This is a genomic window from Rhizobium sp. PvP014, assembly GCF_017876855.1.
Classification (GTDB): Bacteria; Pseudomonadota; Alphaproteobacteria; order Rhizobiales; family Rhizobiaceae; genus Neorhizobium; species Neorhizobium soli.
Window position 1 is genome coordinate 1 of the sequence record NZ_JAGIOT010000003.1, and the last position, 16,613, is coordinate 16,613.

16 protein-coding genes, 1 pseudogene and 1 other annotated feature are annotated in these 16,613 nt (G+C 58.3%); of the genes and pseudogenes, 10 read left to right on the forward strand and 7 right to left on the reverse strand.

All coding sequences use genetic code 11. The annotated features are described in order from the left end of the window. A partial coding sequence (locus J3A65_RS21610) for a glycosyl hydrolase family 8 (protein WP_245341733.1) occupies positions 1 to 513 on the forward strand: 513 nt, incomplete at its 5' end. Then, positions 492 to 2,345: a hypothetical protein gene (locus J3A65_RS21615; protein ID WP_209903692.1), complete on the forward strand. Its 1,854-nt coding sequence runs from the start codon at positions 492 to 494 to the stop codon at positions 2,343 to 2,345. The genes J3A65_RS21610 and J3A65_RS21615, both read left to right, overlap by 22 nt. A gap of 733 nt (positions 2,346 to 3,078) precedes the next feature. On the opposite strand, the gene J3A65_RS21620 is transcribed toward J3A65_RS21615, so the two are convergent. Beyond that, the gene (locus J3A65_RS21620) at positions 3,079 to 3,990 is read right to left on the reverse strand and encodes a LysR family transcriptional regulator (RefSeq protein ID WP_209903694.1); all 912 of its coding nucleotides are present in this window, start codon (positions 3,988 to 3,990) and stop codon (positions 3,079 to 3,081) included. Between the two features lie 102 nt (positions 3,991 to 4,092). Here J3A65_RS21620 and J3A65_RS21625 point away from each other — a divergent pair, with 102 nt between their 5' ends. The 5 genes from J3A65_RS21625 (at position 4,093) to J3A65_RS21645 (ending at position 7,403) form a co-directional block, all read left to right on the forward strand. Then, positions 4,093 to 4,416, forward strand: a complete 324-nt coding sequence (locus J3A65_RS21625; protein ID WP_174198044.1) for a nuclear transport factor 2 family protein — start codon at positions 4,093 to 4,095, stop codon at positions 4,414 to 4,416. Further along, positions 4,413 to 5,192 carry an SDR family oxidoreductase gene (locus tag J3A65_RS21630; RefSeq protein WP_209903696.1) on the forward strand — a complete coding sequence of 260 codons (780 nt, stop codon included), beginning with the start codon at positions 4,413 to 4,415 and terminating at the stop codon, positions 5,190 to 5,192. Before J3A65_RS21625 ends, J3A65_RS21630 begins: the two co-directional genes overlap by 4 nt. Positions 5,193 to 5,194: 2 nt before the next feature. Then, a complete protein-coding gene (locus J3A65_RS21635; protein WP_209903699.1) occupies positions 5,195 to 5,725 on the forward strand; it encodes a hypothetical protein in 531 nt (176 codons plus the stop codon). A 144-nt stretch (positions 5,726 to 5,869) separates the two neighbouring features. Then, on the forward strand, positions 5,870 to 6,145 hold the full coding sequence (locus J3A65_RS21640; protein WP_209903701.1) for a hypothetical protein: 276 nt from the start codon (positions 5,870 to 5,872) through the stop codon (positions 6,143 to 6,145). A gap of 646 nt (positions 6,146 to 6,791) precedes the next feature. Beyond that, complete coding sequence (locus J3A65_RS21645; protein WP_209903703.1) at positions 6,792 to 7,403, forward strand: TetR/AcrR family transcriptional regulator; 612 nt, start codon at positions 6,792 to 6,794, stop codon at positions 7,401 to 7,403. Positions 7,404 to 7,449: 46 nt separating this feature from the next. Here the strand turns inward: J3A65_RS21645 and J3A65_RS21650 are convergent, their stop codons facing one another. Then, positions 7,450 to 7,854, reverse strand: coding sequence for a helix-turn-helix transcriptional regulator (locus J3A65_RS21650; protein ID WP_082471714.1), 405 nt, complete (start codon positions 7,852 to 7,854; stop codon positions 7,450 to 7,452). A 65-nt stretch (positions 7,855 to 7,919) separates the two neighbouring features. After that, positions 7,920 to 8,186: a DUF1488 domain-containing protein gene (locus tag J3A65_RS21655; RefSeq protein ID WP_062463482.1), complete on the reverse strand. Its 267-nt coding sequence runs from the start codon at positions 8,184 to 8,186 to the stop codon at positions 7,920 to 7,922. Between the two features lie 752 nt (positions 8,187 to 8,938). On the opposite strand from J3A65_RS21655, the gene J3A65_RS21660 reads away from it, so the two are divergent. Beyond that, on the forward strand, positions 8,939 to 9,592 hold the full coding sequence (locus J3A65_RS21660; protein WP_062463485.1) for a hypothetical protein: 654 nt from the start codon (positions 8,939 to 8,941) through the stop codon (positions 9,590 to 9,592). 782 nt (positions 9,593 to 10,374) lie between these two features. Further along, the gene (locus tag J3A65_RS21665) at positions 10,375 to 11,373 is read left to right on the forward strand and encodes a 3'-5' exonuclease (protein ID WP_281064474.1); all 999 of its coding nucleotides are present in this window, start codon (positions 10,375 to 10,377) and stop codon (positions 11,371 to 11,373) included. Positions 11,374 to 11,762: 389 nt separating this feature from the next. Here J3A65_RS21665 and J3A65_RS21670 read toward each other — a convergent pair whose 3' ends face one another. After that, positions 11,763 to 12,335, reverse strand: coding sequence for a ferric reductase-like transmembrane domain-containing protein (locus J3A65_RS21670; protein WP_245341734.1), 573 nt, complete (start codon positions 12,333 to 12,335; stop codon positions 11,763 to 11,765). Positions 12,336 to 12,384: 49 nt separating this feature from the next. Next, entirely contained in the window at positions 12,385 to 12,873 is a 489-nt protein-coding gene (locus tag J3A65_RS21675) for a twin-arginine translocation pathway signal (protein WP_209903707.1), read from the reverse strand. A 499-nt stretch (positions 12,874 to 13,372) separates the two neighbouring features. On the opposite strand from J3A65_RS21675, the gene J3A65_RS21680 reads away from it, so the two are divergent. After that, positions 13,373 to 14,601, forward strand: a protein-coding gene (locus J3A65_RS21680; RefSeq protein WP_209901184.1) for an IS3 family transposase whose coding sequence is annotated in 2 segments (ribosomal slippage) — positions 13,373 to 13,667 and positions 13,667 to 14,601 — 1,230 coding nt in all. Because the reading frame shifts where the segments join, the coding sequence is not laid out codon by codon here. Beyond that, positions 13,654 to 13,770: a sequence feature (AL1L pseudoknot), on the forward strand. (Overlaps the previous gene by 117 nt.) A 162-nt stretch (positions 14,602 to 14,763) precedes the next feature. Here the strand turns inward: J3A65_RS21680 and trkD are convergent. Both trkD and J3A65_RS21685 read right to left on the reverse strand, forming a co-directional pair. After that, positions 14,764 to 14,964: pseudogene (gene trkD, locus J3A65_RS23400) on the reverse strand (potassium transporter Kup); the annotation flags it as partial. A 145-nt stretch (positions 14,965 to 15,109) separates the two neighbouring features. Then, entirely contained in the window at positions 15,110 to 16,294 is a 1,185-nt protein-coding gene (locus J3A65_RS21685) for a GGDEF domain-containing protein (protein ID WP_209903709.1), read from the reverse strand. Positions 16,295 to 16,613: the final 319 nt, after the last annotated feature.

Genomic DNA, 16,613 nt, shown 5'->3' on the forward strand with positions numbered 1-16,613 from the left:
GTCTTTCCGGCCTTGGAGGAGCTTGCTCACGCTTCAAGAGCCTTTCCAGGTCGGGCGCTCGTCAAGACCGGCTTGTCGCTGGTGCGTGACGCACGTTTCGGGCCTGCACAACTGCCCGCTGACTGGATCGGGCTTTCGGCAAGCAGTCCGAAGCCGGCTCAGAAATTTACGCCGCAGTTCGGCTATGAATCCATCCGCATTCCGCTCTATCTCGCTTGGTATTCGACGGATCATCCGGATCTGCTGGAAACGTTTTCCAGACAGTGGAAGCGTTCAGCTGGCACGAAGGGGCTGGCCGTCATCGAACTGACAACAGCGACCGCAACCGCCGCCATGCCCGATCCCGGCTACCGGGCGGTCGCCAATCTTGTCGAATGCAGTCTTGGCCGGCCTGTGAATATCGAGGAGGTCTCGAACTTCAGTCCGACCGATTATTATCCTTCCACCCTCCACGTTCTCAGCCTCATGGCTATCGCTGAAAGGTACCCGACATGTTTGACCGGCTCTCTCTGAAGTCCGTTCTCCTCGCTGGCTGCTGCCTTGTCGTGCCCATCAGCTACGCGACTGGCGACAACGCCGTCACCAGCCCGCTCGGCACCATTCTTCCAGCCACCGCTCCTGCTCAAACCGTCGCTGTCATGCCGCCGAACATGGCAAGCGTGGGGACAGCAGCGGGGCTCCAGCAGGGCGCCGCGCCAGTCACGCCGGCATCGTTAGGCCAGGCTCAGATCCCGACAGCAGCCGTCGTTCCGGCTGTCGCGTCGCCGCAGGGGCCGGTCACGGCTGTGGTTCCTGCCAGCTTTGCCGTCGCGGCGGCGCCGGTCGCGCAACCTGTTGCCGCCAAAGCTGGCGAGAACCCTTTCGCGGCCTCGACAGCGCCACTGCAGGCACCCGCCGCCATAACGCATCCGACGTCCTTCGGCTCAACCTCGTCTGGCGCGTCACAATCGGCGCCAGCGGCTTCGGCTCTTGAGGACACGCTGACCATCGACGAGACGGCACTTCGTTATTACGCGACGCAACGCGACCTGAAGAGGCTCGGCGCCGAGATCCGGCGTTTGAAGGCGCTTTATCCGAACTGGGATGCGCCCGAAGACCTTTTCGACCCGCCGACAAACGTTTCCGAACAGCCACTATGGGAGATGTTCGGTCGCGGTGACTATGCCGGCGTCCACAACGAAGTGGCGCGGCTCCAGGGCGACAATCCGAACTGGAAGCCGTCTGCCGACCTGCAGATGAAACTGGGACTGGCCGAAATCCGCACGCTGATGCAGCGCGCATTTGCACAGCGCAACTGGTCTCAGGTGGTAGAGCTCGCGGAATCGACGCCAGCGCTGATGGTTTGCCAGGACATGAATTCGATCTGGCTGACCGCGGAATCGCTGGCGCGCACGCAGGATCTTACACGGGCTTTCGAACTCTACAAATACGTGCTGACGACCTGCACCAACCGCAACGAGAGGCTGGCGACGGTCCAGAAGGCAAGCCTTATCCTGCCGGAAGCAGGGTTCGCAAACCTTGTGGCCATGGGTCGTTCGCTTCCCGATGGAAGCCTCGAATTCGAAAACGTCTCGCTCGATCCCCTGCGTAGCCGCATGGGTAGCCTAGCGCAGGGCAATCCGGCCGCTGGTGTGGTCACAACGGATCAGCTGCAACGTCTTGCCATTCTCGCCCAGAAAACAAACTCGGCATCGGATGCCGCATTGTTCGGCTGGTATTACTACAGCCAGAAAAGCTGGGAAGCGGCTTACCAGTGGTTTTCTTTCGCGCATCAGGTCGCCGCTGACCCAAAGAGCCTGGAAGGCATGATTCTTTGCATGCGCAATCTCGACCATGAGGTCGAGGCGACGGTGCTGGCCAAGAAAAATGTCGAGCTAACCCCGGAGATCACCAAGATCTATATCGAGCTGGTCGCCGACCAGATGACGGACGAAAAGCCGGCGGTGATGAAGAGCGAGGACCTGAAGCAGTTCGAGCAGCTTGTTCTTGAACATGAGTCCGCGCTTGGCACTCAGGCGCTCGGATGGTACCTGCTGTCACAGAAGAATATCGCCGATGCGAGCCGCTTGTTTGACAAGTCAGTTTCCTTCGAGCCGACCGAAGGGGGCGTCGTAGGCCAGGCAGTAGTCGCCGCCCGCACAAAGCGTTGGGCCACGGTTTCGGCCATCAAGAAAAAGTATGGTGATCGTTACAGTGGACTGGCGGACGTCAATGTCTATCAGGCAAAGTACGTGCCGAAGAAGGTACGACCGGTCAAAAAACAGCCTCAGACTGATATGCTTACCAAGCTCTTCGGGAACTACCAAAAGGGCGAAAAGGGCAGCAAGCAGTATCTTGAGAACTGATGCATGTTCAGTAGGCTCGCAAGGTGAGATGAAGCGACGGCAGCTAGTGTGATGAGATTGAGCGCTGGAAGGGGGCCACCTAGAAACTGCACCCGGCGCGCGCCAAGCGATAGTTCGCCAGGTTCGATTCCGAAAAGCCGATCTCAGCTGGAGAAGTCAAACGTAACCCGGCTTTGCCTCCACGTTGCCCGCTGGCTTGAAAGTTCTGCGCGGGCGTAACTGCCTGCAAGTCAGCGCTTCGCCCTTTGGACATGATGTCAATCCTGACATGGACATCAGGTCGATCACTCGCCGCCGATCGAGGACGTCATGCGTTACCTGCTTGGACAGTTCGGCGACGACCGTGTCACAAAAGGGGTCGATACCGACGGGCAGGCCTACAGGTCACGAGGCATTCGCTCGCCTGTTGCGGATCCATGTTGTAGCGTCGCCCGCCAGATCGGCTAGATCCACGAATTGGCTGCCTATGCGCTGGTCGGCCTTGCCAGCCTGCATGCACTGGCGGCCCGGTGGCACCATTTCGTCCGCAGGGATGACGTGCTGAGGCGTACTCTGCCGCTGCAGTGACGCGGCGTGGTGGCGCGGACTTTCCCGAGCCGGTGGCGGCGGGACCCGGTCAGATGCTGGTCGAGGAGGCTGTGGCGGGAGTGGATCTTCTGGACATTCGGACGGCGGATGCAACGAAAGCGGACACCACCAACGAGGCGCTGCTGGGGCGCTCTTGGTATTTGGCTCAAATCTGCCGGGAAACTTTTGCCGCATTGTGGCGGACGAGGGCGAGAAACTCCCTGACGCCGGCCGAGAGATTTCGACGGTTCGGATAGTAGACGCAAAGTCCGGGGAATGGCGGCGTCCAGTCGTCGAGGACGCGGATCAGCCGGCCTGCCTCGATGTCCTCGATGACGTTCTGCTCCATGAAATAGCCGATGCCGACATTCGCCATGACCGCAGTACGGGCGAGGTGCGCTTCGTCGAGAATGACGCGACCCTCGACGTCGAGCTGCAGCGTGTCGCCGTCCTTTTCGAACCGCCAGCGGAAAAGCGCGCCATCGGAAAGGCGGACCCGGATGCATTGATGGTTGAGGAGATCAGGAGGAACCATCGGCCTTCCATGCCTCTCGAAATACTCCGGCGACGCGACGATCGCAAAGCGTTGCGGGCGGCCAAGCGATACGGCGATCATGTCGCTCGGGACGAGGCCGGCCACACGGACCCCGAGATCGAAGCCATCGGCGACGATGTCCACCAGCCGTCCTTCGGTCACCAGATCCACCGTCATGTCGGGGAAGTGACAGAGGAACTCGATCACGAGCGGAGACATGATGGCCTGTGCGGCGAACGGGGCAGCATTGATGCGCAGGGTTCCAGACGGCGTATCGCGCTCGGATCGCACCGCTTCGAGCGCGCCACGAACCTCCTGCAGTGCCGGGCCGACCTGATCAACGAAAATCCTGCCGGCGCCCGTCAGGGACAGGCTTCGGGTCGTGCGGTTGAACAGACGTACGCCGAGGCTTGCCTCCAGCCGGGCAATCGCGTGGCTGAGAGCCGTCGTCGACATGTCGAGCTCGACAGCCGCAGCGCGGAAGGTTCCTTTCCGCGCGATCGCGAGAACGGCGGCCAGGTCATCGAGTGCAGCGTGTTCCATTGTCCCGATCCATTCAATACTCCGTCCTGATCTGTCCCGATTATAAAGATAATGGTCAAGTGTTATCTTCTGCTCGTTCCCTGAAGGAGAAGGATCATTTCCATGATTTTACCAGATGCCCTGAAACGCTTTTTCGAAGCGGAACGATCCGGCGACGCCGATGCGCTGACCAGCGCGTTCTCCGACAACGCAATTGTCAAAGACGAAGGCGCGACCCATCGCGGCCTTGAGCAAGTGCGCCGGTGGTGGCTCGATGCCAAGCAGAAATACAGCCACACGGCACAGCCGATCAGCGTGGAAGACGCTGGCGACGCAACCTGCGTGCTGGCTACCGTCAGCGGAAACTTCCCCAACAGTCCCGCACAGCTGCATTTCCGCTTTGTGCTCGAGGCAGGCAAAATTAGCGAACTGGAGATCGGCGGATGACTGGCTTTCTTGAACTCGAAGGAAAACGTGCCCTCATCACAGCCGGCACCAAGGGCGCTGGGGGGGCAACGGCAGCGCTCTTTCGCAGCCTCGGAGCGCGCGTCCTCACAACCGCGCGGTCCCGGCCGGAGAGCTTGGCCGAGGATCTGTTCGTTGCGGCCGATCTAACAACGGAAGAAGGATGCGAGACCGTATCCGAAGCCGTGCGCGAGCGGCTGGGCGGTGTGGACATCATCGTTCATATGCTCGGTGGCTCATCTGCTCCCGGCGGGGGATTTGCGGCACTCGGCGAGCAAGACTGGGCAAACGAGCTCAACACGAACCTCTATCCCGCTGTCCGGCTTGACAGAAGGCTGGTGCCGGAAATGGTGGCTCAGGGGCGTGGTGTCGTGGTCCATGTCACTTCCATCCAGCGTGTTCTGCCTTTGCCGGAATCGACGACGGCCTATGCTGCCGCCAAGGCGGCACTCTCCACCTACAGCAAGGCCCTGTCGAAGGAAGTCGCTCCCAAGGGTGTCCGGGTCGTCCGGGTATCGCCCGGCTGGATCGAAACGGAAGCATCGGTGCGCCTGGCTCAGCGACTGGCCGCAGAGGCGGGGACAGACTATGAGGGCGGCAAGAAGATCATCATGGACGGTCTCGGTGGGATACCGCTCGGTCGGCCTGCAAAGCCGGAAGAAGTTGCCAATCTCATAGCCTTCCTTGCCTCCGATCGGGCCGCTTCCATCACCGGCACGGAATTTGTCATCGACGGCGGGACGGTTCCCACGGTCTAGGCTTGCCCCTGTTCTTGAAGTGCTGCAAGCGCCCGATCAATGGCCTCGATGAGGATCTGGCCGTGCCGATCCAGCATGACGTGAATGCGCCGATAACCGAAACGACGGCGCTCGGACGCCACCAGCTTCATAGTCGCACCTATATCAGCGTCATCAGGCCGGACGCCGCGGTATCGCACGCTCGACCGGTCGATGGCCAAAACTTCGCACGCGCGACGCTGGCTCAACCCCATTCTGCATGGAGACATGGGCAACAGCGTCCCGCTTCGCATCGGGCGTCACCCTTTTTTCAAACAACATCCTTCAAAAATGGCATTATCCAGCATGGTCTCGGCCAGCAGCTTCTTCAGCTTGGCGTTCTCGTCTTCCAAAGCCTCCAGCTTGGAGGCATCGGAAATCTACATACCCCCGAACTTCGCCTTGTACTTAGAAGGTCGCTTTGGATATCCCTGCTTGCGGCAGACATCGGCCGTCCTCAGGCCGTTCTCCTGATCTTTCAATATTCCGATCATCGGCTCATCCGTGAACCGTAAATGCTTCATCCTGTCCGTCTCCGCAGAGTAACGGAATCTACCAGAATCTGGAGGAGGGTCAGGGGCTCAGGTCACTCGCTTCACTCGCGACTGATTGCTCGCAGCCCTTTTTCCGCCGACGAGATCCAGGCTCTGATCAGACTGTTGCCGGACCCGAGACTGGCGTCCTATCTGCTCGATGGAAGTGCCTTCGTGGCGGCAGAGCGTATGAATCCGCCGGTTGACCATCGCCTCGCTAACAGAGCGGTGCAAAGAGGTGCGACCAAGGTCGTTGTCGAGGCGGCCGATATCCTTGAGCTTGTGGACGCTGTGTTGGCAGGCGGCGGTCTCGACCACCGTCACAAGAGGCTTCTGATGAAGGATATTGCCGAGGCCGAACGAGCGCTTGCCACGCTTCGTTTGCAAATCGCAGATGCTTGAGCGGTTTCTCTTGACGGACAGGCCAAAGTCAATGGTTTAGTGTTCTCCAAGCGATGCGAGCCCCCCCCCATCACTCGAAGCCTGAGATATCGGGTTGGTAGTTCGAACCTCTTCAAGGCGTCAGAGAAGAGCATAGCCTCTAACCTAAGACCGGTTCTGCTCGGCGATCTCAGGAGAGGATCTGTCCAGACTACGAAAGTCGGCCGGGCGGCTCGACAACGACTATCCCCGAGTTGAACTGGTTGCATTATCGTCGGGCCGGCTGCCTAAACGCATCCGATGCTACGAAAGGGAATGCCGCGGCACTGTTGAGCGCGAGAGGCTCTTTAGGCTCGAATTTATTCTACCAAGCGCAGCACTGCGCGCTTGCGTTAACCTTCGTGTTGAAAAAGGGTACGCGAGCACGGTCTAGGTCTCTCGACCGTAATGCGTCAGACGCGGCATGCATTTCTTCGGTGAAAGCGTGCCTGGACCACCCGTCAGCCTTAGCGAGCGCAAGGATGAACGGATCTGTCAAAACTTCGGCCAGAGTCATCTCTTCTCGTTTTGCCATGGTCGCCTCCTAGTAGCTACGCCGATAACTTGACCAAGGCATTGGACAGTGTTACCAGTCTGTAACTTCACTTGTTACCGACCGGTCACACCTATGTCAAGCCGTAACTCGCCCACCGCGTCCGTTGAAAATAAGCAGGAGGGGTCAGTAGCCCCGCGTGAGCGAATTGTGTCATGCGCAGCTGAGTTGTTTCGAAAGTTCGGGATCCGCGGCATCGGCGTTGATGCTATCGCGGAGGCCGCCCACACCAACAAAATGACCCTGTACAGGAAATTTCGGTCCAAAGACGATCTGCTGTGCGAGACCCTTCGACAGGTAACGCAACGTGCAATGATATTCTGGACTGAACTTGATCAAGACGACCAAAAAGATGCCGCCGCGAAACTCAATTCTTGGGTAGATTTTCACGTCCAGCGGTTGGAGCAAGAGCCGGGTGGATGCGATTTAGCAAATGCTGTCGTTGAGCTCCGCGACATCGCTCACCCTGCCTATGGTGTTGTTCAAGAATTCAAGACGGAACAGCGAGACCGACTGGCGGCTTTGTGCACGGCAGCTGGGGCTACCGATCCTAATCTACTGGCTGACACGCTTTCTCTCTTGCTGGAAGGCGCGCGTGTAAACCGCCAAGCCACGGGGGCCGATGGTTCCTCCCGTAGGCTGCGGGAGTCTTGCAATGCGACTATCAAAGCGTTTGCCCCGTCATGAACACGCTTACCAGCTGCGCGCGACGTCCCAGCTATAACTCAAAAGACTAATGTCCGGTGGGTTCCGAAGCAGATGCGATCACTTTCACAAGTGCAAGGATCGATCTTCGAGTTGCCCCGTCTGTAATCTTGGCGAAGGCACGATTGAGCGCAAGCCCTTCGGGGGACCCCGTCATTTGTTCAAGTGCCTCAACATCTTTTGTGCCGGACTCCTGACCTTCAAGGACCTGACCAAACAGCGCTGCAGGCTCTACCCGCAACACGCTGGCGATCTGATGAAGGCGGCTGGATCCGACACGGTTGGTGCCTTTTTCATATTTTTGTACCTGCTGGAATGTAACGCCGATCTTGTCTGCGAGATTGGCTTGCGAAAGACCAAGGAATTTACGTCTTTCCTTAATCCTTGTGCCGACCTCGACATCCACGGGTTCAATATCTTTCGGGCGTGCCACCTTACCCTCGCTTTCGTCGATATTCGGTCTCGTTGATTAAGCGGCCTTCCGTTCATCGAAAAGGTTCAATCAAAATTAGTGAGGTTAAGCATGATGGTGCTGCTACGAGATCGAGAATATTCTGATGTTGCAGCCTTTAGGATTCTAGGTCGGAGCGCATCAAAGGACGTCAAGTAGTCACTCTCGCTGGTATTGCGCTCAGCTCTTTCAGACGCCAGCACTTCCACCGCGAGATAGAACTTGATCTCGAACATTCCATCATAGCCGGTAAAGCGGACACACCGGTTCTTGCCGTCAAAGCTGCGCGCTTGATTAGGGAAAGAAACGCCCATCAGCGGTTATCATCGCTTGGTTGCCGGTCAACGACTTGTACGTTTGAGGCTCGGGCAGACGATGATTGCTTATTCCATTGATCAAGAACTACAGCGAGAGCGCCCTTCGTTCGAACACCGCTGCGAAACTCGGTCGTCAGAAAAGCTGAGGCGTCTCGCTTCGTATCGGAACTTGCAGGGGAATCTACGCCGCGAAGACCAGCGCTTCTCAATACCTCCCTGATCAGGGAGATATGGGCTTTACTAAGTGCTGCAGAGGCTCGGTTGGAAGACATAGCGTCCTCCTTGTTGGGGCAGGGTTACACACCCTTATGACAGCGCCCTGAAGACAAGCTGTCCCTGGCTCTACACATCGTGCGAGAACCATCGATTGCAAGGCCGAATGCAGCGACGATCTGCACGCCCGCAATCGACTACTCGAGCCGGAGAATAGTAGCGGCGGCTCGAATTGAAAATGGACATGCTGATTTTGTCAGAGACCACGGGAGCCGCTTGAAGCGTTGGACGCTGGCCCGCAGCACGCAGTCCTCGATACATCGAGGCGAAGAGCCTATAGCGATGCTGTCGCATGCAGCGCAGGGTATTACGGTATTAGGAAGCGTTCGTTGAAGCTGCTGGCTTGGGATCAGGGAGCAGGGTTCCCTCACTCGCAGTGGCATTCGGTGGACTAACAGCCGAAAAATCTCTAATTTCGGATCTGCAGCGGCCTATTGCGCTGCAAATAGCCCAACAAGAATCCGAAAGCGTCTTGAGTGAAAAAACCGCAACGCAATTTTGCCATCGAGTACAAATCCGGACGCCGGAAGCTCGACGCCAAGCCCACCTCCATCTGGGGAAATATGGACCTCAAGTCCGTTGCCCGTGACGTAGAGGAGGAGGCGATGCCGTTGCTGCCGGAAGGTCTGAAGATGGTTGAATCCGGCCTAAACGTACAATTGCCTTCGGTAGTATCCCCTCAGCCATTCTTGACACCACCGGATGCGACGGCGACAACTGCTGAAGAACCGAAGGAGATGCTCATGGCCGACGATACCGACACAATTCACGATGCTGAAGCGCCCGCGCCGGAAGAAGAGCCTATTGCCGCAAAGAAGCAGCGTAAGCCTCGGGCGAAGAAGACCTCCGTTGGCGCAACGACAGCAGAAAGCGCTACAGCCGGTACCGATGGCCCAAAGAAGCGGGGCCGCAAGCCACGTGTGAGCGTAGACCCAACGCCGGTCGAGCCCGCCGCGCCGAAGCTTGCTCCGACGCCTGACCGGATCGCTGATGACGCTGCGACTTCATCTCGGGACGAAATGGCTGATCTTCTGCAGCTAGAGGCGGAGAACCAAAAGTTGCGCAAGATGCTGGCTGAAAAGTTGCGTGCTGAAAATGCTGATTTGCGCAAAAAGCTCAATCTCGATTGATTTGACCGCTACGGTGGGGAACTTCTCATATCTCTAATCTAGATAGTCAGCTTAGCGGCGATCAGACCGTCGCCGGACTGAACCCGCATAGATCGATAACAGATGCGAGGCCTATCTCATGGCATCTCCCTGGAAGTTTCTGAGCCGACTTATGCCACGCCGCCGTGAGCCGAAGCAGGACGCTGAGGTTGCCGATGTCACGCCGAATGTCCTGGCTCTTTCCGGCCCAGCGGAGACCGTTGCAGAGGAGAGCTTGGCTACCTCAAGCGCACTCGGAGATGCTGAGCTATCACCGTCGGCTGTATCCGATCCTGATTTGGTAGAGCCTACGCCGGTGGAAAGCGCTGTAAGCAGGGCGGATGATGGGGCAGGGACTGTCGTTGCTGACGTAGTCGTTGGTGATACTGCGCCAACCGATCTCCCGGATACCGTCGTCATCCCATCTCCGGACGCAGCGAATTTGCAGCTGCGGGTAGAGAGCAAACCGCGCAAGCAGTTGGGTCGAGCCAGGAAACCGGAGCTGGTTGACACGACTCAAGTCCTACCTGACGTCAGCATCCCGTCACACGATACGCTGAGCCTCGACGACGAGATCAGGTTGCTCAGGGGCCAATTGGTCGGAAAGCTTCGATTGCAGAACGCGCAACTGCGAAAGATGCTCGAGCGGTTCGAGCGTTAACGCAAGACGGCGCCAATCGAAAAACGGGGATTGCGCGCCGTTTCGGTGTCGTACAGGTCTTTCGAGCTACATATCGGTGCCAGTGCATGATAATTCTGTAAGGATGACGCAGCAGCATCCGACGGGCAAGCCAGCCCAATTCGATATGTTCATCGACCCGGCGAACGGCCAAGAGGATCTGGTCTACTCCCCCTCGCGGGTCAGACGCGTCAAGAGCCAACCCATGCAAGAGGCTGAGATGCTGGCGCATCTCGCCGCGACGGGCCGCTTCCGGATCCTGCACAAGCTTGAACCTCGTCAGGTCACAGGTAGCGTTCGACCCCAATACCCTCTGCATGGCATCATCATCGACACGGAAACCACCGGTCTCGATCATCGCAAAGCCGAGATTATCGAGATTGGCGTCATTGCCTTTACCTTCGACGAACGCGGCGCTATCGGCGATATCACCGGAGTGTATGGCGGCCTGCAGCAGCCAGGAACTACCATTCCAGCCGAAATCACCAAGATTACCGGTATCACGGACGAGATGGTTGAAGGCCAGTTCATTGATATACCGGAGCTACGGTCGCTCATCGAACCTGCCGATCTAGTTATCGCCCACAACGCCAGATTCGACCGCCCCTTCTGCGAGGCATTTTCGCCGATGTTTTCCGGCAAGGCATGGGCGTGCTCGAACGCCGAAATCGACTGGTCGTCGCGGGGCTTCGAAGGCACCAAGCTTGGTTACCTGATCGGACATGCTGGGTTTTTCCACAATGGCCATCGAGCGGTTGACGACTGCTTTGCGTTGCTGGAGGTCCTCGACCGGAAGGGTGAAGCCGACGTCATCTCACCATTCGCAGAGCTTTACAACGCGAGCCAGCGGTCCCGTGTCCGTATCTTCGCCGAGAACAGCCCTTACGATTTCAAAGACCATCTGAAGGCTCGCGGCTATCGTTGGTCGGACGGAGCAGAAGGTGGACCGAGAAGCTGGTGGATAGAGGTCGAAGAGCCCGACCTCGAGGACGAGCTTCGCTACCTGCGAACCGAGATCTACCAATATCCCGAAGCAGATCCGCCAACCAAGATCCTAACGGCGTTTGATCGTTTTAAGGCCTAACGGCAGGAGGATTTGGCATTTGCCGAGGGGGCGATGCATAAAGTGTATAGCTGCGGTGCGCCTGACCTCCTTACTGATATCGCTGGCTAGAGTAGATTGGCGTCAACGAAGCGATGCACCTCCTCCCGCAGAGCTTCGTGTTCCAGGCGCCCACGCTCCTCCCATGGGGCACCTGGCAGAACAACGGCGCTCCTCCTCCCAGCCGCTGTTCGAAAATTCGAAAGCCTGCCGCTCCTTCTGCGGCAGGCTTTTTCGTTTTTCCTGACCGGTGCAATGCCGGATTGATCAGCCGCCCCAGTGGATCCAGAAAGATCTGGATTAGATGCGTTCTGCGCAACGCTCCCACAAAAGCATGACACGGTTTGGCCATCACGCCATCCGGGAAGGGTTTACCTCGTGCCCAAGGCACGCCGCCGGGCACGCAACCAAGGGGTGACCACCGCAGCAGCGGTCGCAATAGCGGCGAGCGCGCAGAGCACGGCCTTCGAGATCGGCTCCATCGTCCCTTCGATCAGCATCGCATGGACTGCACCACCGAACACGACGACGCTGGCGAGGCTCGTGTGTGCGATACGCCATGTCCGTGGTGACAACCGGCGGCGGACGGCAGCAAGAAGCGCTGCGGCAAATAGCGCCCACATGGCAGTGACGCCCCAAATGGAAAAAGGGGTTGGGGAAAGGAATAGGAGAGCGTCTTCGATATCCGGCGGGCTGGTGATCCAAAGCCCGGCAACATGAGCGGCGACTGAAACAACAAGTGCGGTTCCGACCACCCGGTGGGCGCGACGACTGCGCAACACATGCAGGCCAGGTAGCCAACCAGCGGCAAGAAGTGGCTGCACAAGCAGCAGACAGAGGGCGATGACGCCCGCAAAGCCCGCGGAGATGTAGATCGGATCGCGCCAAGCCAGGTATTCGCTCGATGCGGCAAACCCCAAAGGAACGCCAAGCGTCAGAAGCAACCCGGTCCAGATAAAGAATGCACGAGTCCTGCGCGCTGTTGAGCCCAAGTCAGGCCCGCTGCAGGACAAAATGCGCTTCTAGACTGGTATCTCTTGCGCTGGACAGCAAGGGACGGAGGAAGACGGTCTCGAATTCCATGCTATCGTAGGCAAGGTGCGCGTGGGCTTGACCAAGCGCCGGAATGATCTGCGGCATTTCCAGTCGGAAAACGCCATTGGCGTCGGTCAGCGTTGTGCCGTGGCTGCGCGGATCGCTTTCGCTACCTTCTTTTGTATGCGCCCACATCTGGATCCGCTGCCCTGCCAGCGGTGCGCCATCGCCAGCGCGGCGCACAGTGCCCGAAATGACAAAGCCACCGCCGCCGATACGCTCGACAACTTGAGCGCCAGGGATATAATTATTGGCGCCGCCACGCATGGTCGGGGTTGCGGCGAGCCCAGAGGCGTGGGCAGGCAAGGCGAGACCAGCAACGCCGGCTGTCGCGAGCGCGCCGCCTCCGAGAAGCAGAGCGCGGCGCTCGAAAGCGATTTCAGACATAGCAATAACCCTCGAACTCGCATTCAGTTGGTTGGAAGGTTAGCACCTTCGCTGCCCGCAACCAATAGGGACCTTGAACACTAAGAGCTACGGTTACGTGATGGAGATAACTTGGGTCAAAACGTCGCCATCTGCGTCATATCAGTGGCGCCTTCACAGTTGAACTCTGAGGCCTAGATCGTGTCCAGTTGACAGCGAGAAGGGCGGCCAACAGGCGAAGCGACAACCCTACCGAACCCTATGAGTTTCCTATTTCTCTGTCATCCAGTCCCAATCGAAAACATATGGGCATGTAGCTAGGTTTGTCTTGCCGCTGATGCGTGCACCGACACAAGGACATCACGCATGTATGGACGCCGGGGATACTTCTACCACCTTCATCTCGCTGAAGCTCGGGGACAACGACAAAGGCTCGCCATAACTACAACTGCGGCGAACAAGGACAATGAACCGCACCGGGTTTGCCGGAGGCTCCAACTTCTGAGAAAGTGGAGTCATCATGAGCAAGACAACGAACAAGTTTTCACCTGAAGTCCGTCAACGTGCCATTCGTATGGTGCTGGATCACGAAGCCGAGCATCCATCCCGCTGGGCTGCCGTTTCATCTATTGCGGCCAAGATCGGCTGCTCGCCAGCCACGCTGCATGAATGGGTGAAGAAGTCCGAGGTCGACAGCGGTAAACGAGCAGGCCTGCCGAGCGATGTGGCCGAGAAGATGAAGGCTCTTGAGCGGGAGAACCGGGAGCTTCGTCAGGCCAACGAGATTTTGCGCAAAGCTTCTGCATATTTCGCCATGGCGGAGCTCGACCGCCCCTTCAAGCGATGATCTCGTTCATCGACGAACACCGTAGCGTGTTCGGGGTCGAGCCGATCTGCAAGCTGCTGCCGATTGCCCCATCAACCTACCATGAGAATGTCGCCAAACGACTGGACGTGGATCGCCTGTCGGTCCGCGCCCGCAGCGATATCAGCCTGAAGATCGAGATCCGTCGCGTCTTCGAGCAGAACTTTCGGGTCTATGGCGTTCGTAAAGTCTGGCGGCAGTTGAAGCGTGAAGGCTTCGACGCCGCCCGCTGCACCGTTGCTCGGCTTATGAGGTCGATGAGCCTGCAAGGTGTTATTCGGGGAAAGCCGATCCGCACGACGTTCTCGGACAAGACGGCTCCAAGCCCGCTTGACCGGGTGAACCGCCAGTTTAAAGCCCCTGCGCCAAACAGGCTGTGGGTTTCGGATTTCACCTATGTCGCTACTTGGCAGGGTTTCGTCTACGTGGCCTTTGTCATCGACGTCTTTGCTCGTCGCATCGTCGGCTGGCGGGCGAGCCGGACAGCACATGCAAGCTTCGTCCTCGATGCGCTGGAGCAGGCACTTCATGATCGGCGTCCTGCGCATGGCGGCGGCCTTGTGCATCATTCGGATCGCGGTGTTCAATACGTTTCGATCAGGTATTCCGAACGCCTGGCAGAGGCAGGCATCGAGCCGTCCGTCGGGAGTGTCGGTGACAGCTACGATAACGCCCTCGCAGAAACGATCAACGGTCTCTACAAGGCCGAGGTCATCCATCGGCGTGGACCATGGAGGAGCTTCGAGACGGTAGAATTCGCCACCTTGGAATGGGTCGACTGGTTCAACCATCGACGGCTTTTGGAGCCCATCGGGAACATACCGCCAGCCGAAGCTGAAGAGCGGTATTACGCCATGCTGGACGAACCAGCTATGGCTGCATAACTTAAACGAAATGGCCTCCGGCAAACCCGGTGCGGTTCACAACATCGAAGTGATCAGCAGAAAGCGTCTTAATGCGTCGCTAGTAGTTTTCTGCCTGACGGTCGCGACGCTTGGCATGCTCTTGGCGGCAAGTGTGGTCGTTCGCATAGCTGCGATCTAACATCAGATCGCAACCTGTTCGCTAAGCTCGACGACCCGGTTCGGGGGTAGCTTGAAGTAAGCCGACGGGTCAATTCCAAAGTCGGCGAGCGCGATATACAGGCTTTCCTGCCAACGAGGCAAACCAGTGTTCGGAGTGGAAGCCAGGTTTCGGCGACCAAGGTAGAATGAGGTTTGCATGATCTCGAACTCGAAGCCTGCCTTCTCGCTGTACAGCGCGGGGTGGGGTCAGGAAATCTCGCAATGCTGAGTTGCGAGGTATGTGGTGTCGAAGCCTTTCGCCAGTATCATGTACGCGATGCTCTTCGCCAGATCATGACCGGATTATAACGCCACAGTTGCCCCTGACTTATGATGCAAGCGAATGGCTCAAGGGCGTCGCGGGCAATTCGTGTGGGCAGGCGGTCTCAACGCGATTCCGTCCAAGGGCTTTTGCTCGGTACAGAGCGCCATCGGCGCTCGCGAGCATAGCGGCGAGGTCGTGGCAGTCCGGTGCCGCAAGACCAATACTGACGGTTGCCTGGGTCTTCAGGCCCTCTGCTCGCGCGGCTGTGATGGCGAACCGGCGTGCGATCACCGAGCCACGACTGAGAGCTTGATGATGGTCGCACCGTGGCAGGAGTGCGGCGAATTCCTCACCACCCAGCCGGACAAGAAGCGCGTCGGGTCCCGCTTCTTCGCGGGCGGTCTCTGCGAACAGCTTGAGAATCTGATCTCCGACTGGATGGCCGTGACGGTCGTTGATCGCCTTGAAGTGGTCGAGGTCGAAGGCAAGCAGGGAGACGGGGTGGCCTTGCCGCTCCCTGATGATCCGAGCTGCCTGCTCAAAAAAGGCGTGGCGGTTCGCAAGCCCGGTCAACTGATCGGTTTGCGACAGGCGGAGCAGGTGCTGCTTCTCCTCCTCTCGAACGATCATCAGAAAGGACATCGGTATCGCTACAGAGTACAAGACGGCCTCGTACATCGTCGCCTTCCCGATGGTGGAGAGAATATCTGGCCCGTACTGCTGGAGGAGGATAGGGGCAATGAACGCGCGGCCGAGGTAGAACACGGCATGGACGGCCGAGATCGCTACTGCGATCGGACGCGAGCGCAGTCCCTGAACCGTGCGGCTGCGCAGAAGTATCCACGCTGTCAGGCCGCAGGTCAGCGCAATGGGGACAGACGAGACATGGTTCCAGAAGGCGGCCGGGAAGTGCGTGCCAGCGATCGCCCAGGCGAGAGCCAGGAGGCTTAGCGCTCCAGCAGACGACCAGACATATCGGTGACCGTCGAGGCCGGCGATGGCGTTGAGGACCAAAAGGTAGCCCAACATCATCAGGATGTTCGTCGCCCCCATGCCGAGCGCGACCGAGATGTGGCTGCGGTTCATTGCAAGTGCGCAGCCGAGAACGAACGCGAAGAGAGCCGCGGCCATAACACCGAGCACGCGTGCGCGACCTGGATAAGCCTGCCTTTCCCAAAGGAGAAGCGAAGCTGACACCATCAGCGTTCCGATTGTTAAGTACCAGAGAGTTTGTAAATCGATCTGCATTGCTTTGCCTGCCTCGAGTCAAAGCCTACAGGGAGGTGTTTGAATGATTCTTTACGTAGCCTCCTATGCCGCCGACATGGTTGGCGTAACGTTAAGCGTGGAGTTCAATGCCGGCATTCATGGATAGGGTTTATTTCCGATGTCATAAGACTTGCCAGCGGATCGAATGTAACGGTCGCATCTTCAGCCGCCGCGAGACCCGCACCTAGTGCCAGGTGATATCGTTTTCAGTACAGAAGACATCATCGGTTTGCATCCAACCGAGAGCGCCAGTGAAGCTGCCCGGCATATAACCAGAATGTCGCCTCGTCATTCTCAA

Coding starts and splice junctions, on each gene's coding strand:
- J3A65_RS21615 (WP_209903692.1), top strand. CDS start 492: ATGTTTGACCGGCTCTCTCTGAAGTCCGTTCTCCTCGCTGGCTGCTGC.
- J3A65_RS21620 (WP_209903694.1), bottom strand. CDS start 3,990: ATGGAACACGCTGCACTCGATGACCTGGCCGCCGTTCTCGCGATCGCG.
- J3A65_RS21625 (WP_174198044.1), top strand. CDS start 4,093: ATGATTTTACCAGATGCCCTGAAACGCTTTTTCGAAGCGGAACGATCC.
- J3A65_RS21630 (WP_209903696.1), top strand. CDS start 4,413: ATGACTGGCTTTCTTGAACTCGAAGGAAAACGTGCCCTCATCACAGCC.
- J3A65_RS21645 (WP_209903703.1), top strand. CDS start 6,792: ATGTCAAGCCGTAACTCGCCCACCGCGTCCGTTGAAAATAAGCAGGAG.
- J3A65_RS21655 (WP_062463482.1), bottom strand. CDS start 8,186: ATGGGCGTTTCTTTCCCTAATCAAGCGCGCAGCTTTGACGGCAAGAAC.
- J3A65_RS21665 (WP_281064474.1), top strand. CDS start 10,375: ATGACGCAGCAGCATCCGACGGGCAAGCCAGCCCAATTCGATATGTTC.
- J3A65_RS21675 (WP_209903707.1), bottom strand. CDS start 12,873: ATGTCTGAAATCGCTTTCGAGCGCCGCGCTCTGCTTCTCGGAGGCGGC.
- J3A65_RS21685 (WP_209903709.1), bottom strand. CDS start 16,294: ATGCAGATCGATTTACAAACTCTCTGGTACTTAACAATCGGAACGCTG.